This is a genomic window from Pseudomonas sp. 22526, from assembly GCF_052044735.1.
GTDB lineage: Bacteria > Pseudomonadota > Gammaproteobacteria > Pseudomonadales > Pseudomonadaceae > Aquipseudomonas > Aquipseudomonas piscium.
Window position 1 is genome coordinate 32781 of the sequence record NZ_JBQENK010000030.1, and the last position, 17219, is coordinate 49999.

Sequence of the window (17219 nt, forward strand, 5' to 3'; positions counted from 1 at the left end):
TTAGCTCCTGGATTGAACGTGAACGACGGGGGGCTCCGACCCCGCGGTGTGTTGCCCGCCTCGAGAGACACGCTTGGCCTGATACATCGCCGCATCGGCGGCATTGAGCAGAGCACCCGGGGTGGTGCCATGATCAGGGTAGACGGCAATACCGATACTGAGCGAAGTCAGTACCGAAGTACTGCCTGGCAAGGCAATCGGCATCTCCATGCTGGCGATGATTTTTTCGGCGATACGCTCGGCGTCCTCGATGCGGTGCAGCGGGGTCAGCAGAATGGCGAACTCGTCGCCCCCCAGGCGCGCCACCAGGTCTTCCTCGCGCAACTGCGCCCGCACCCGCGACGCCACCGCCATCAGCACCGCATCGCCGGCGGCGTGACCGAAGTTGTCGTTGATGCCCTTGAAGCGGTCGCTGTCGAGAAACAGCACCGCCACCCGCTCGTTAAGCTTGCTGGCGCTGCGCAGCGCGCGGATCAGCCGGCCCTCGAAAAACGCCCGGTTCGGCAAGCCGGTCAGGCTGTCGTGGCTGGCCTGGTGGGCCAGGGTTTCGTTTTCACTCTGCAAATGGGTTTGCCAGGCTTCCAGCTCATCGAGCAGGGCATTGAAGTCATTGCCCAGGTTGTCCAGCTCGGCAATTTCCGCCGGCGGCACCCGTACGTCGAATGCCCGCTCGCGGCGCGCGGCATGGGCCACATCGGCCAGGCTGCGTAGCGGCCCGGTAATGCCGCGCAACTGACGGCGCGCCAGGTACAGCGCCACCCAGGCGCTCACCGCGATACACAGGACAATCCCCACCAGCCCACTGAGCAGGAAGCGCAACAGACTGCCGCCGTGCCCGGTCAAGGCGATGCTGCCGATTTCCTGGCCCTGATGCATGATCGGCACCGTGATGGGCTTCTCGAGAAAGGCCCGGGCAATCTGCATTTCCAGATCGGTCAGCAAACCGGTTTCCGGCCGCTCCCAGTGGGCCAGCACGCGGCCCCGGGCGTCGAGCACCTGGGCCTCGGCCACCTCTTCGGTGGAGGCAATCAGGGCCAGGGCTTCGGTCGCTGCGGCGCTGTCGTTGAACACCACTGCCGCTTCGACCGTGTAATTGATCGAACGCGCGATCAGATGCAGGTTGTGATCGGCATACACCCGCAACGCCAGCACCCCGAGCAATGTCAGGGACAGACTGGCCATGGAAATGGCCAGCAGGGCGACAATCAGGTGCCCGCGGCCAATGACCGAACGCAATGTAGGGCGAGCAGGCGACTTGAAGAAGGTCATGGCGCCGCCGGTCGACGACGGGAAAGTTGCAGCACGCTTGGATGAATCCGCACGCCACTGCGGGCCACCGAATCCAGGTTGACCTCGAATGACACCTGATTGTCACTGACGCGCAGGCAGAATAGGCTGCCGACCGTGCACTGGTCGCCGCCCTCGCTGATGCTCAACACCGGATGACCGAGCAGGGACGTGAACAGGCGGGCGCGCTGATCGTCGGTCAGCTTGCCGATGTACACCGCATCGCATTCGCTGACGATGGCCGGGTTGTCGGCCAGCAAGCGCCGCACCAGGACCGGGCGGCCGGTGGCCTGGGTCGTGCCCTTGACCAGGTCGTCGGTGTATTCGGTCGGCCCCACCACGCACAGACGCAGCTGTGCCGGCTCCACCGGCCAACGCGCATAACTGAGGATGCCCAGCACCACTTGAGTCACCGCCTTGGCGCGCTGGTCCGCCAGGCTGGCAGCGGCAGGCTCGGGTTGCGCGACGGCAAAAGTGCTCAGCAGACAGACCAGGGCGGACAGCAGTACCTGCCTCCAGCCCGAAAAGCGCTCTGTCGCCGAGACAGCCACGTTCATGCAGGGATTCTCTTTGATCTTCATACAATGATGCCGCAACGATAGCACAGCCGGTGAAACCGCCGCGAGGCTCCCAGGCATGCAGAGCGGGCTATCGGGGCAGAAAAAAACGCAGTACCGATTTGAGTCTTCCTGTTCTTCATAGCCTGCATTGCCCACCCAAGATCAGCGCCAGAATGAGCCGCCTGCATCGCCCTCGGCCATGTGCCGCTGCGGAACCAAGACCTCTTTGAGGTTAGCCGATGCAACTGGAAATATTCCGCACATTCAAGGGTTATGGCGCCAGCGAGCCAGGCAATCGATGAACTGCTGGCGGCGGGTTCGACGGTAGGGAAGCCCGCAGCCCTTTGCAAGCTCGCCCACACGGCGAATTCGGCCTTTTCTGCGGGACAATCGCCTTGGGATCAAGGGCACCGCCAATCCGCCGCCCGACGCTCACCCCAGGTCGAGCATCAACCCGCTCAAACGCTTGACCTTGCGCCGCACCGCCTCTTCGAACACCCCGGCCCGCGGCTCGATCAGGCTGAACCAGTCCTTGGCCCGGGTGATGCCGGTGTAGATCAGTTCCTTGGTCAGCACCGGGTTCAGCGCCTCGGGCAGGATCAGCGCGGTGTGGGCGAACTCCGAGCCCTGGGATTTGTGCACAGTCATGGCGTACACGGTTTCCACATCGTTGAGCCGGCTCGGCAGCACGAAACGCACGCCACCCTGGCCGTCGTTACGCGGGAAGGCCACCCGCAGCACCAGGCGCCCGTCCTGCGTGCCTTCGTGCTCAGGCAGTTTCAGGGCAATGCCGATATCGCCGTTCATCAGGCCCAGGCCGTAATCGTTGCGGGTCATCAGCACCGGACGGCCTTCGTACCACTGCTGGTCGCTTTCAATCAGCCGCGCCTTGAACAGGGCGGCGGTGATCCGCTGGTTCAACCCCTCGACACCCCAAGGCCCCTTGCGCACCGCGCAGAGCAACTGGAACTGGTCGAAAGCCTGCAGTACATCGCGGGCCCAGGCGGTCCAGCGCGGATCTTCCAGCGCCGTACCGGCGGGCGGACGCTGGCCACGCAGCAGGCTCAGGTAATGCCGGTAACCCTGCGGCCCGTCACCATGGCCTTCCAGCAGCAAGCGCTCCAGGGCACGGTCCTGCTCGCCCTTGAGGCTCAAGCCATACAGGTCGGCGTGGCTGCGGGCGGCCAACAGGCGGCGTGCTTCCTCGGCCTGCTGCTGGTTGACCCAGCGCGCCAGCTGGCCGATGCCGCTGCCTTCGCCGAAACGCCGGGAGTGGCGCAGCATCACCACCTGCTGGGCCAGCGGGTGAGTGCCGGCGTTGTCTTCCTGCAGACCGCTGTCCGCCAGCTGTTCGCCGCTGACGGCCTCGAGCCAGCTGCGGGTCTGCGGGCTGTACCAGCCGGCCTCGGCATCGCGGCACAGATCGCCGAGCACCGCACCGGCTTCCACCGAGGCCAGTTGGTCCTTGTCCCCGAGCAACACCAGGCGTGCGTGCACTGGCAGCGCGTCGAGCAGGTTGGCCATCATCTCCAGATCGATCATCGAGGCTTCGTCGACCACCAGCACATCCAGGGGCAAGCGGTTGCCGGCGTGATGGCGGAAGTGCCGGGTACCCGGGCGATTGCCCAGCAGCCGGTGCACGGTGGTCACGTCACTGGGGATCTTCTCGCGCACGCTATCGTCCACCGACAGGGAGCGCACTTGCAGGCTGATGGACTCGGTCAGGCGCGCCGCCGCCTTGCCGGTGGGCGCCGCGAGGCGGATACGCAAAGGCTTGCCGGCTTCGACAGCCGGCGCCTGAAGCAAGGCCAGCAGGCGCACCACAGTGGTGGTTTTGCCGGTACCGGGCCCACCGGTAATGATGCTGAAAGCACCACGGGTGGCCAGGGCACAGGCGAGCTTCTGCCAGTCGACCGGCCCTGTCGCCTTGGCCGCGCCGAACAAGCCGCCGAGGCGCTCGGCCAGGTCCGCGGGGGTTTCCTCCTGCACCGCCAGGCGCTGGCGCAAGGCATTGTCGATGCGCCGCTCATAGGCCCAGTAGCGGCGCAGATACAGGCGTTTGCCCGACAACACCAAAGGCCGCTGGCGGGATTGCTCGCTCTGGTCGGCCGCCAGCGCCACCAGGCGACTGGCCGCCAGGGCCTTGCACCAGTGCGCCCCGTCCAGCGTCGCCAGCACCTGCGACGGCAGTACCGCCGCGGTGCTTTGCAGATCGCCTTCCGGTGGCAGGGACAGGGCGAAATCCGGCTCCTTGAGGGTTTCAAACAGGTCCAGGCAGACATGACCGTGGCCCAGTTGATGGCTGGTCAATGCAGCGGCCATCAGCACCAGCGGATCGCCTTGCGGCTCCAGTTCATGCAGGAAGCCTACGAAAGCCTTGTCCAGGGCGCGCAACCAGCCGCGCTCGACCCAACGATCGAGCAACAGCAGCAGATCGGCGGCCCGTACCAGGGGCGCCAGGTCGGACTGGGGCTGGGGTTGCAGTGGCGTCAGCAGGTCCTCGATCACAGCAATACTCCCTGTTCCCACGCCGGCTCGGCCCTGGGCTGCTCGGGTTTGCCCTGGAACAGGCGGTCCAGGCGCTCGATCAGCTCACGGGGCGGTCGGGTGAAAAACACGCCGCGGCTGGCCGAGCCCGTGCCGCGCAAGAACAGATACAGGGCGCCGCCCATGTGCCGGTCGTAATCGTAGTCCGCCAGACGTGCCCGCAACTGGCGATGCAGGGCCAGCAGGTACAGCACGTATTGCAGGTCGTAACGGTTGTCGAGAATCGATTGTTCCATGGCCTGCTCGGTATAGGCGGCGTCATCCACGCCCAGCCAGTTGGATTTGTAGTCGGCCACGTAATAACGCCCTTCATGCTCGAAGGTCAGGTCGATAAAGCCCTTGAACATGCCGTTGAGCAGTACCGGTTCGGCGGTCACCCGGGGCACGCCTTGATGGGTGTACTGGCGCACCAGTTCGTCGAGCTTGAGCACATCGACCTTATGGCTGGCGAACCAGAACTCCATCTCGACCCGGTATTGGCTCAACTGCGCAAGCACCACCGGCGGTCGCCCCGCTCCGGCTGGCAAAGGCAGTTGCAACAGGTGCTGCAACCAGTCGCTCAATGTACGAATCCAGCCTTCCCAACCGCGGCGATTACAGCGACGGCCGATGGCGTCCTCGATAGCAGCTGGGTCTGCGGCAAAACCCTCATCACCGGCCCATTCCAGCAGGCCATGGAGGAAAGTCCCGGGGTTCGGTCCACGGGGGAACCGATGGATGTCCGCGCCGCTGGCCACGACTTCACGCGGGGCATCGGGGTCGAGGCGCTCGTCGTCGAAGAGTTTCTGCGCCTGAGGACTTTCCGGGGCCTCGGTACTGCCGGCCCCCAGGCTGTCGCTGATGCGCAGGGCGCTATAGGAAGCGATCCACCAGTTTTCCGCAGCGCACCGCTTGGGCGCCAGGGGCGCCAACAGGGTGGCGTCGTTGCGCGGTGGATGGAAGCGGCTGTCGGTGGCGCCGGGCATTTCCCTGACACTCATGGCCTCGCAGCCTTGTTGCAAATCTTGCAGCCAGCGCGCCAGGCCACTGGACTCGCTCAACAGCGCACCGCCGCCCAACAGGTAGCCCAGGGCCGAGAGGTGCAGCACCGAGCTGTTGTGGTTGCCGCGCTTGAGGTCGGCGACACCCAGCCAGCAGGCATGCTGGGCACGGGTCAGGGCCACGTAGAGCAGGCGCAAATCCTCGGCCAGACGCTCGTCATCAGCCTGGGCAATCAGCTCCGGGGTCGGCCGCAGCGTCACCTGGGCCTTGCCCGACTCATCGTGGTAGTGCAGCGGCAGGCGACTGCCATCCACCGGCTTGGCCGAACAGATGAATGGCAGGAACACCAACGGGTACTCCAGGCCCTTGGACTTGTGGATGGTCACCACCTTGACCAGTTGCTCGTCGCTTTCCAGACGCAGGATCTGTTCTTCGCCAGCCTGCCCGGACAAGGCCAGGTGCTCGGCCAGATGGCGGATCAGCGCTTGTTCGCCGTCCAACTCGGCAGCCGCCTGCTGCAACAGTTCGGACAGGTGCAGCAGGTTGGTCAGGACCCGTTCGCCATCGCTGCGGGCGATCAAGGCCTGGGGCAACTGGAAGTCGTGCAGCAGGCGCCGCAGCATCGGCAGCACACCCTGGGTACGCCAGATCAGGCGATAACCGCGGAACTGCATGACCCGGCTCTCCCAGGCCAGCTCGTCCTGGTTCAAACGCTCCAGCTCAACCAGCGGCAGGTTCAGGGTGATGGAGGCCAGCGCGGCACGCAGCGGACGCTCGATATCCGGCTCGGCACAGGCCTTGAGCCAGGCCAGCAGGTCGTGGGCTTCCTGGGCGGCGAATACCGAGTCCTTGTCCGACAGGTACACGCTGCGCACCCCGCGCGCGGCCAGCTCGCCGCGCACGGCCTGAGCCTCCTTGCCATCGCGGACCAGAATGGCGATGTCCGCCGGCAGCAACCCTTTGAAGGGCTGGCCGTCACGGGCGAAGCCGGCGCTGGCCTGCTGCCCGCCGTTGAGCAAGGCGACGATTTCGCTGGCGCAGGCCGCCGCCAGTTGCTGCCGGTACAGCGCACCGGAAATGGCTTGCTCCGTGGCCAGGTGCCAGATGTTCAGCGCCGGCACCACCTGCCCTTCTCTCTGTAGCTGCTCTTTGCGCCCCTGGGATGCCACCGACAGGAACGGCACCGGGTTCTCTCCGTTTTTCTCCCGGAACAGGAACGCGCCGTGCCCTTGCTCACGGGATTCGGCACGTTCGAATACGTGGTTCACCGCCTTGACCATGGCATGGCTGGAACGAAAGTTGGTGCCCAGGGTATGCAAGCGGCCGCTGGTGGCCTGGCGAGCGCGCAGGTAGGTATAAATGTCCGCCCCGCGGAAAGCGTAGATCGCCTGCTTGGGGTCGCCGATCAGGAACAGCCCGGTCTCGGGGTTGTTGTCCTCGATGCGATAGATGCTTTCGAAGATCCGGTACTGCACCGGGTCGGTGTCCTGGAATTCGTCGATCAGGGCAACCGGGAACTGCTCGCGAATCAGCGTCGCCAGACGCTCGCCACCCTCAGCCTGCAATGCGGCGTCGAGGCGCAGCAGCATGTCATCGAAGCCCATCTCGGCCCGCCGGCGCTTCTCTTCCTCGAAGCGCGCGCCGACCCAGCGCGCGGCGTGTTGCAACACCGCGGCGTCGGGACTCGGCAGGGCATCGAGCGCGGCCTTGAGCCCGGCCATGGCCTCCAGCGCGGGATGATCCGGCGCATCGCCCTTCCAGGCCTCAGCCATGCCTTCGGGGGTCAGGCGGCTGAAGCCGGTGCCGATATCCAGTTGCTCTATGGATTCGTCTTCGGCCCAGGCCGTGATCTTTTCGAACCAGGGCTCGAAGTAACGCGCCTGCATCTTGCGGCCATCGACCGCCTTGCTGGCGACGCCCTGCAAGCAGATCTCCCGCAGTTGCTCGGCCCATTGCAGCCAGGGTGCCTTGAGCTGCACCAGGGCGGCGCGGCGCTCCAGCAGGCAGGCTTCGATCAACTGCGCAGGGGTCTGCTCCTGGTCCACTTCACGCTCGCTGCCGAACAGCGCACGCACCCTGGGCAGCAAGGCCGCGGGCCCACCCCAGTTGGCCCGTACCCAGTTCAGTGCATCGCCCTGCATCGGGTAGCAAAACAGGCGCCAGTAGTCGCGCAGCACTTCGCCCAGCAGATCGCTGTGGTCGGTTTCCAGGGTCTGGGTAAACAGGCTGCCGCTGTCGAACGCGTGCTCGCGCAGCATGCGCTGACACCAACTGTGGATGGTCGAGACTGCCGCCTCGTCCATCCATTGCGCGGCGATATCCAGGCGACTGGCGCAACCCGGCCATTGCTCGGCGGCGAACTGATCGCGCAACTCGGCAATCAGCGCGTCGGGCGCGGCGGTTTCCTCGCGGAAGAAGCGCGCGGCTTCAGCCAGGCGGGTGCGGATCCGCTCGCGCAGCTCCTTGGTCGCCGCGTCGGTAAAGGTCACCACCAGAATCTGCGGTGGCAACAACTCGCGGCCGAACCCGGCCTGCTCGCCGCCGTGCCCCAGCACCAGGCGCAGGTAGAGCGCCGAGATGGTAAAGGTCTTGCCAGTACCGGCGCTGGCTTCGATCAGTTGACTGCCCCGTAGCGGGAACGCCAGGGCCAAAGGTGCTTGCCGGGTCATGCGTCAGCCTCCCCATTGGCCGCGGAGCGCCAGGGCGCCTGTAATAGTGGGCGGTACAAGGCATCAACCCAGCCGCTGAAGGTTTCATCAGCGATCAGAGCGTTGTAGTCCGGGTACTGGCGCGCCAGGGCCGGGCTTTCCCGGCGCTCGCCATCGCTGGTCTGGCCGTCGCCTTCATAAGCTTTACGCGCCGCAGCTTCGGCTTTGCCCGGATCGCTCTGGCCCAACCAGGCAAAAGCGGTTTTCACGGCTACCGGCAATGGCTGGCACATGCCCGCCTGCCAGGCCAACAGCAGGTCGCCGAGACTCTGCAGCGCCGAATCGCGGTCCAGAGGGGGCAACAATAAGCTGTCGTCGCTGGCCACCAGCGCAGTGGTCAAGGTATAGCCGCTGGCACAGGCCACCAGGTGATTGACCCAGGGACGAGTCAAGCGGTGCCACTTGCGAGTCTTGGGCGAGCCAATGCTGTTAGGGATGGTGGTGACCGACAGCAGCCCGCCATCACTGCGTTGATGCAGGCCGCTCAGCCAGCCTTCGAGCTTCACGTCCTTGAGTTCAAGGGTAATCGGCAAGGCGCTGGTGACGGGGGTTGGCCATAACTCCAGCAATTGCCGATAGCGCATCAGCAGATCCGGCAAGGGCTCGATCAGCTCTCTTTGCAGGCTCTCGCCAAAACCGGCCATGGGCAGCAGACCGCTGGCCTGCAGCCGCTGCGCCTGGGCCTGCAAGGCCTGGTCTGGGTCATCGGCGCTGCTCAACGCCGCCTCCAGCAGACTGTCGCTCAGGCTGTAGCGTTGCAGTGCGTCGAGCACAAAAGGTTCTTCGTCGGCCAAGGGTGCGTCGGCCGCCTCGAAGAACACCTTGAGGCGCTGGCTGAAGAAATGTCGCACCGGGTTACGCAGGAAGTCCTGCAACTGCCCCAGGCTCAAAGGCTCTTCCTGGACATAGGGCGCCAGAAGCTCAAGCGGTTGAGCAGCGGCTTGGACTTGGTGCAGCAGTTGCCACTCACGAGCATAGCTGAACAGCCCATCGCCTTCGTGGAAGTAGCGGGCACTGAAAGGTTGCAGTGGATGCTCCTGGGTCATGGCGTCGAGCAGGTCGTCCTGATCATTCGCCAGCTTCCAGCCACTGGCCAGATGATCACGCAACTGGCCGATCAACACCGAAGCCGGGCGTTCGCTGTTGTCGCGAATACTGCGACCAACCCAACTGACATACAGTTGATCCCGCGCCGAAAGCAGCGCCTCCAGCAGCAGGTAACGGTCGTCTTCGCGCCGCGAGCGGTCACCGGGGCGGTAGTCGCTGCCCATCAGGTCGAAATCCAGCGGCGGTTGCGCTCGCGGGTAGTCGCCGTCGTTCATCCCCAGCAGGCATACCAGTTTGAATGGAATCGCGCGCATCGGCATCAGCGTGCAGAAATTCACCGCACCGGCCAGGAAGCGCTGGGACAAGCGCCCCTGGTCCAGGCCGGCCAGCCAGGCCTCGCGGACCACGGTCAGCGGCAGCTCATCGTGCAGGCCGACCGACTCGCAGGTTTCCAGCCAGGTTTCGCGCAAGTATTCGAGTTGGCTCAGCAGGTAGTCGTCATGTTCGGTACTGGCCAGGAAGAACTGCTGCGTGAGGGTTTGCAGGCGCTCGCCCCACTGCGGCGGCGAAGCCGGCAAGGTGAGGTTCTGATACGCCGTCTCCAGCGCATCGAGCAAGGCCACCAGCGGCCCGATCAGTGCCGCGTCCAGGCCACCGATTTCATCGTAAGGTTCGATCCCCTCACAGGCATCGGAGCGCCCCACGGCGTAACCCAGCAACATGCGGCGCAGGCCAAAACGCCAACTGTTCTGCTCCAGTTCTTCTGGCAGTCCCAGGTCGGCCCGTTGCTGCGCGTTCATGCCCCAGCGGATGCCGGCGCCTTCGATCCAGCGATGCAAGGTCGGCAGATCGGCTTCGTCCACAGCAAAGCGTGCACGTAATGCCGGGACGTCCAACAAGTCGAGAATTTCGCTGACGGGGAAACGGCTGTCTGGCAGTTTGAGCAGATGCTCCACGGCAATCAGCAATGGGTCGCGGCCACGCTGGCCCTGGTCCGTCAGGGTGAATGGAATGAAACGCCGATCGTCACGCTCCAGCTGGCCGAAGACCGCGCGAATATGCGGCGCGTAACTGTCGATGTCCGGGACCATCACGATCACATCCCGCGGACGTAATTCGGAGTCCTCACTGAAGCGCGCGAGCAGTTGGTCGTGGAGAATCTCCACTTCGCGCTGGGCACTGTGGGCAATGTGAAAACGGATCGACTTGTCCTGCTGTAGATCGACCGCCGGCCATAACTGACGGGTCTCCTCCAGCGGGCGCAATTCGAGAATATCGTCTTGCAGCTGGTTCAGCAGGGTCTGCGGCTGACTCTCGCTGAACAGGTCGATACGGCCGTCGCGAAAGGCCGAACGATAGCTGTTGGGATCGTCGTAGCTGTCGAGCAGGTTGATGTAGTCACGGCCCTGTTTACCCCAGGCGGCGAGCAACGGGTGGGCATGTTGATGCAGGGTCTGCGGGTCGAGCACTGCGGGCATTCCCGCCTTGCGCGCCTGACGTTTGTATTGATGGCGCAGCAGGTCCTTGTCGGCGACGATATCCGCCCAATGGTGACGACAGGGGTTGTGTACACACAGCAGGACCTGGCTGAACCGAGCCAATCCGGCCAAGGCTTCAAGGGCTTGTGCCGGCAGGGAGGAAATCCCGAAAACGATCACTCGCGAGGGTAATCCCTGGGGTGCCGCTTCCAGGCTGAAAATACGTTCGATGAACCGTTGGTGAACACCGGCGCGGCTCTGCGCCATGCCTTCCTCCCCCACGTCCAGCAACAACGCGCGCCACAGTTCGGCCTGCCAGCAGTTGGCGGGGGTCAGGGCCTTGGGCTCGCCTCGAGCACTGCGTAGCTGATGTCGTCCTGCGGCCCAGTCTTCCAGCCAGTCGGCGCGATAGACCTGATATTGGTCGAACAGGTCAGCCAGGCGCTCGGCCAATTGATAGCGTTTGCGCAGATCCGTGTCGTGAGTGAGGAAACGTCGCAGCGGTTCGAAGTGCGGCTGATCGATCAGCTCGGGCAAGAGCCGCATCAGGCGCCAGGTCAGCGGCGCTTTATCCAACAGGGATTTAGGCGGGATTTCATCCCGTCCCAGCACCATGCGATAAAGCTGCCACATGAAACTGCCGGGGAGCTGCACGTCGATGGCGGCGGCGATGCCGCAGCCACCCATGTCATCTTCCTCGGGATCCTCAGCCAGTGCCAGCTTCAGCCATTGGGCAATGCCGTTGCTCTGCACCAGGGCGATCTCATTCTCCAGCGGCGCCAAGGGGTAACGCCGCATCCAGCTGACCACCAGGCTGCGCAACTCGTCCAGGCGGTTACCGTGAACCACCATAAAACCAGCGCTGAGGGACGAGGCGTCCGGCATAAGGGCTTCCTTGGAAAATGCAAAAGCTAGGGCCAAACCTTAGCACTGTCGCGCAGCGGTGACAGCTGAGAGGACCAACGTGAGTGTTGCGAGGAATGAGGCATTTTTTGTCGCACAAAAACAAAACCCCAATTGCTTTCGCAATTGGGGTTTCGGAATTTAATCTTGACGATGACCTACTCTCACATGGGGAAACCCCACACTACCATCGGCGATGCATCGTTTCACTTCTGAGTTCGGGATGGGATCAGGTGGTTCCAATGCTCTATGGTCGTCAAGAAATTCGGTGTGCCGACTCGTCTTTCGACGCTTCGGCAAATTGGGTATGTAATAGCTTTGTGGTGTTTTGTGAGCGGTGCAAACTTTCGGTTCATTTCGTCTTCACACACCGCAACTCGCTCTTAAGCAAATTGCTTGGGTGTTATATGGTCAAGCCTCACGGGCAATTAGTATTGGTTAGCTCAACGCCTCACAGCGCTTACACACCCAACCTATCAACGTCGTAGTCTTCGACGGCCCTTTAGGGAACTCAAGGTTCCAGTGAGATCTCATCTTGAGGCAAGTTTCCCGCTTAGATGCTTTCAGCGGTTATCTTTTCCGAACATAGCTACCCGGCAATGCCACTGGCGTGACAACCGGAACACCAGAGGTTCGTCCACTCCGGTCCTCTCGTACTAGGAGCAGCCCCTCTCAAATCTCAAACGTCCACGGCAGATAGGGACCGAACTGTCTCACGACGTTCTAAACCCAGCTCGCGTACCACTTTAAATGGCGAACAGCCATACCCTTGGGACCGGCTTCAGCCCCAGGATGTGATGAGCCGACATCGAGGTGCCAAACACCGCCGTCGATATGAACTCTTGGGCGGTATCAGCCTGTTATCCCCGGAGTACCTTTTATCCGTTGAGCGATGGCCCTTCCATACAGAACCACCGGATCACTAAGACCTACTTTCGTACCTGCTCGACGTGTCTGTCTCGCAGTCAAGCGCGCTTTTGCCTTTATACTCTACGACCGATTTCCGACCGGTCTGAGCGCACCTTCGTACTCCTCCGTTACTCTTTAGGAGGAGACCGCCCCAGTCAAACTACCCACCATACACTGTCCTCGATCCGGATAACGGACCTGAGTTAGAACCTCAAAGTTGCCAGGGTGGTATTTCAAGGATGGCTCCACGCGAACTGGCGTCCACGCTTCAAAGCCTCCCACCTATCCTACACAAGCAAATTCAAAGTCCAGTGCAAAGCTATAGTAAAGGTTCACGGGGTCTTTCCGTCTAGCCGCGGATACACTGCATCTTCACAGCGATTTCAATTTCACTGAGTCTCGGGTGGAGACAGCGCCGCCATCGTTACGCCATTCGTGCAGGTCGGAACTTACCCGACAAGGAATTTCGCTACCTTAGGACCGTTATAGTTACGGCCGCCGTTTACCGGGGCTTCGATCAAGAGCTTCGCGTTAGCTAACCCCATCAATTAACCTTCCGGCACCGGGCAGGCGTCACACCCTATACGTCCACTTTCGTGTTTGCAGAGTGCTGTGTTTTTAATAAACAGTCGCAGCGGCCTGGTATCTTCGACCGGCATGGGCTTACGGAGCAAGTCCTTCACCCTCACCGGCGCACCTTCTCCCGAAGTTACGGTGCCATTTTGCCTAGTTCCTTCACCCGAGTTCTCTCAAGCGCCTTGGTATTCTCTACCCAACCACCTGTGTCGGTTTGGGGTACGGTTCCTAGTTATCTGAAGCTTAGAAGCTTTTCTTGGAAGCATGGCATCAACCACTTCGTCACCTAAAAGGTAACTCGTCATCAGCTCTCGGCCTTAGAATCCCGGATTTACCTAAGATTCCAGCCTACCACCTTAAACTTGGACAACCAACGCCAAGCTGGCCTAGCCTTCTCCGTCCCTCCATCGCAATAACTAGAAGTACAGGAATATTAACCTGTTTTCCATCGACTACGCTTTTCAGCCTCGCCTTAGGGACCGACTAACCCTGCGTCGATTAACGTTGCGCAGGAAACCTTGGTCTTTCGGCGTGGGTGTTTTTCACACCCATTGTCGTTACTCATGTCAGCATTCGCACTTCTGATACCTCCAGCAAGCTTCTCAACTCACCTTCACAGGCTTACAGAACGCTCCTCTACCGCATCACTTACGTGATACCCGTAGCTTCGGTGTATGGTTTGAGCCCCGTTACATCTTCCGCGCAGGCCGACTCGACTAGTGAGCTATTACGCTTTCTTTAAAGGGTGGCTGCTTCTAAGCCAACCTCCTAGCTGTCTAAGCCTTCCCACATCGTTTCCCACTTAACCATAACTTTGGGACCTTAGCTGACGGTCTGGGTTGTTTCCCTTTTCACGACGGACGTTAGCACCCGCCGTGTGTCTCCCATGCTCGGCACTTGTAGGTATTCGGAGTTTGCATCGGTTTGGTAAGTCGGGATGACCCCCTAGCCGAAACAGTGCTCTACCCCCTACAGTGATACATGAGGCGCTACCTAAATAGCTTTCGAGGAGAACCAGCTATCTCCGAGCTTGATTAGCCTTTCACTCCGATCCACAGGTCATCCGCTAACTTTTCAACGGTAGTCGGTTCGGTCCTCCAGTCAGTGTTACCTAACCTTCAACCTGCCCATGGATAGATCGCCCGGTTTCGGGTCTATACCCAGCGACTAAACGCCCTATTAAGACTCGCTTTCGCTACGCCTCCCCTATTCGGTTAAGCTCGCCACTGAATATAAGTCGCTGACCCATTATACAAAAGGTACGCAGTCACAGAACAAAGTCTGCTCCCACTGCTTGTACGCATACGGTTTCAGGATCTATTTCACTCCCCTCTCCGGGGTTCTTTTCGCCTTTCCCTCACGGTACTAGTTCACTATCGGTCAGTCAGTAGTATTTAGCCTTGGAGGATGGTCCCCCCATATTCAGACAAAGTTTCTCGTGCTCCGTCCTACTCGATTTCATGACTAAGAGATTTTCGCGTACAGGGCTATCACCCACTATGGCCGCACTTTCCAGAGCGTTCCGCTAATCTCAAAGCCACTTAAGGGCTAGTCCCCGTTCGCTCGCCACTACTAAGGGAATCTCGGTTGATTTCTTTTCCTCAGGGTACTTAGATGTTTCAGTTCCCCTGGTTCGCCTCTTGCACCTATGTATTCAGTACAAGATAACCATCTTATGATGGCTGGGTTCCCCCATTCAGACATCTCCGGATCAAAGTCTGTTTGCCGACTCCCCGAAGCTTTTCGCAGGCTACCACGTCTTTCATCGCCTCTGACTGCCAAGGCATCCACCGTATGCGCTTCTTCACTTGACCATATAACCCCAAGCAATCTGGTTATACTATGAAGACGACATTCGCCGAAAATTCGCAATGCTCATGAGAGCAACTCACAAATTTTACCTTAGCCTGAATAAACACCAGTGAAAGTGCCATTCAGTCTATCTTTCTATCACATACCCAAATTTTTAAAGAACGATTCTGATAAAGATCAGAAATCAACATTCATCGCCGTTCTGGCGGAATGCTCATTTCTAAGCTTTAAACGATGGAGACCAATCTGTAATGGTGGAGCCAAGCGGGATCGAACCGCTGACCTCCTGCGTGCAAGGCAGGCGCTCTCCCAGCTGAGCTATGGCCCCGTATCGCTACAGGGTGCACCAGTAATTGGTGGGTCTGGGCAGATTCGAACTGCCGACCTCACCCTTATCAGGGGTGCGCTCTAACCAACTGAGCTACAGACCCAATCGTCTTCTTCAATGAATCAAGCAATTCGTGTGGGAGCTTATGAAGCAGCTGATGTCGTCGATTAAGGAGGTGATCCAGCCGCAGGTTCCCCTACGGCTACCTTGTTACGACTTCACCCCAGTCATGAATCACACCGTGGTAACCGTCCTCCCGAAGGTTAGACTAGCTACTTCTGGTGCAACCCACTCCCATGGTGTGACGGGCGGTGTGTACAAGGCCCGGGAACGTATTCACCGCGACATTCTGATTCGCGATTACTAGCGATTCCGACTTCACGCAGTCGAGTTGCAGACTGCGATCCGGACTACGATCGGTTTTATGGGATTAGCTCCACCTCGCGGCTTGGCAACCCTCTGTACCGACCATTGTAGCACGTGTGTAGCCCAGGCCGTAAGGGCCATGATGACTTGACGTCATCCCCACCTTCCTCCGGTTTGTCACCGGCAGTCTCCTTAGAGTGCCCACCATAACGTGCTGGTAACTAAGGACAAGGGTTGCGCTCGTTACGGGACTTAACCCAACATCTCACGACACGAGCTGACGACAGCCATGCAGCACCTGTCTCAATGTTCCCGAAGGCACCAATCCATCTCTGGAAAGTTCATTGGATGTCAAGGCCTGGTAAGGTTCTTCGCGTTGCTTCGAATTAAACCACATGCTCCACCGCTTGTGCGGGCCCCCGTCAATTCATTTGAGTTTTAACCTTGCGGCCGTACTCCCCAGGCGGTCAACTTAATGCGTTAGCTGCGCCACTAAGAGCTCAAGGCTCCCAACGGCTAGTTGACATCGTTTACGGCGTGGACTACCAGGGTATCTAATCCTGTTTGCTCCCCACGCTTTCGCACCTCAGTGTCAGTATCAGTCCAGGTGGTCGCCTTCGCCACTGGTGTTCCTTCCTATATCTACGCATTTCACCGCTACACAGGAAATTCCACCACCCTCTACCATACTCTAGCTCGCCAGTTTTGGATGCAGTTCCCAGGTTGAGCCCGGGGATTTCACATCCAACTTAACGAACCACCTACGCGCGCTTTACGCCCAGTAATTCCGATTAACGCTTGCACCCTCTGTATTACCGCGGCTGCTGGCACAGAGTTAGCCGGTGCTTATTCTGTCGGTAACGTCAAAATACTCACGTATTAGGTAAGTACCCTTCCTCCCAACTTAAAGTGCTTTACAATCCGAAGACCTTCTTCACACACGCGGCATGGCTGGATCAGGCTTTCGCCCATTGTCCAATATTCCCCACTGCTGCCTCCCGTAGGAGTCTGGACCGTGTCTCAGTTCCAGTGTGACTGATCATCCTCTCAGACCAGTTACGGATCGTCGCCTTGGTGAGCCATTACCTCACCAACTAGCTAATCCGACCTAGGCTCATCTGATAGCGCAAGGCCCGAAGGTCCCCTGCTTTCTCCCGTAGGACGTATGCGGTATTAGCGTCCGTTTCCGAACGTTATCCCCCACTACCAGGCAGATTCCTAGGCATTACTCACCCGTCCGCCGCTCTCAAGAGAAGCAAGCTTCTCTCTACCGCTCGACTTGCATGTGTTAGGCCTGCCGCCAGCGTTCAATCTGAGCCATGATCAAACTCTTCAGTTCAAACATCTTTGGGTTTTGAGAAAACCCTAAACTTGGCTCAGCAATCGTTGGTTACATCTTTGATTTCTCGCGGAGTAACTTGTGATGCTGATAATCTTTCTGACTATCAGTCTGACTCCACAAGCACCCACACGAATTGCTTGATTCAGTTGTTAAAGAGCGGTTGGTTAAGTCTTTCGTCTCAACCGAGGCGCGCATTCTACAGCAGCCTCTGTATCTGTCAAGCGGTTATTTTAAGAAGTTTTCAAAGTTTCCTTTGCAACTTCAACCACTTGCGCTTCCGATCTCTCGTCAGCGGGAGGCGAATTCTACAGCGTTACACGCTGCTGTCAACACCTCTTTTTCTCCGCTTTCGACCGAGAAGATCGAACCGTCAAT

At 60.2% G+C, this 17219-nt stretch carries 5 protein-coding genes, 2 tRNA genes, 3 rRNA genes and 1 pseudogene; 1 reads left to right on the forward strand and 10 read right to left on the reverse strand.

Annotated features, from left to right (window positions below; genetic code table 11):
- The 10 genes from ACTJKT_RS29595 to ACTJKT_RS29640 form a co-directional block, all read right to left on the reverse strand.
- Nucleotides 1-1269 carry a diguanylate cyclase domain-containing protein gene (locus tag ACTJKT_RS29595; protein WP_440790032.1) on the reverse strand — a complete coding sequence of 423 codons (1269 nt, stop codon included), beginning with the start codon at nucleotides 1267-1269 and terminating at the stop codon, nucleotides 1-3.
- Entirely contained in the window at nucleotides 1266-1844 is a 579-nt protein-coding gene (locus ACTJKT_RS29600; RefSeq protein WP_440790034.1) for a YfiR family protein, read from the reverse strand. The genes ACTJKT_RS29595 and ACTJKT_RS29600 overlap by 4 nt, the downstream gene beginning before the upstream one ends.
- A 435-nt stretch (nucleotides 1845-2279) precedes the next feature.
- A complete protein-coding gene (recD, locus tag ACTJKT_RS29605; protein WP_440790036.1) occupies nucleotides 2280-4355 on the reverse strand; it encodes an exodeoxyribonuclease V subunit alpha in 2076 nt (691 codons plus the stop codon).
- A complete protein-coding gene (gene recB / locus ACTJKT_RS29610; protein ID WP_440790038.1) occupies nucleotides 4352-8044 on the reverse strand; it encodes an exodeoxyribonuclease V subunit beta in 3693 nt (1230 codons plus the stop codon). The genes recD and recB overlap by 4 nt, the downstream gene beginning before the upstream one ends.
- Nucleotides 8041-11493 carry an exodeoxyribonuclease V subunit gamma gene (recC, locus tag ACTJKT_RS29615; protein WP_440790040.1) on the reverse strand — a complete coding sequence of 1151 codons (3453 nt, stop codon included), beginning with the start codon at nucleotides 11491-11493 and terminating at the stop codon, nucleotides 8041-8043. Before recC ends, recB begins: the two co-directional genes overlap by 4 nt.
- Before the next feature lie 163 nt (nucleotides 11494-11656).
- Nucleotides 11657-11772, reverse strand: a 5S ribosomal RNA gene (gene rrf, locus ACTJKT_RS29620).
- A 146-nt stretch (nucleotides 11773-11918) separates the two neighbouring features.
- Nucleotides 11919-14810, reverse strand: a 23S ribosomal RNA gene (locus ACTJKT_RS29625).
- A gap of 250 nt (nucleotides 14811-15060) precedes the next feature.
- A tRNA-Ala gene (locus ACTJKT_RS29630) sits at nucleotides 15061-15136 on the reverse strand.
- 26 nt (nucleotides 15137-15162) lie between these two features.
- A tRNA-Ile gene (locus ACTJKT_RS29635) sits at nucleotides 15163-15239 on the reverse strand.
- A gap of 65 nt (nucleotides 15240-15304) precedes the next feature.
- Nucleotides 15305-16841, reverse strand: a 16S ribosomal RNA gene (locus tag ACTJKT_RS29640).
- Together the 16S, 23S and 5S rRNA genes with 2 tRNA genes alongside form the textbook arrangement of a ribosomal RNA operon.
- Before the next feature lie 136 nt (nucleotides 16842-16977).
- On the opposite strand from ACTJKT_RS29640, the pseudogene ACTJKT_RS29645 reads away from it, so the two are divergent.
- Nucleotides 16978-17219: pseudogene (locus ACTJKT_RS29645) on the forward strand (hypothetical protein); the annotation flags it as partial.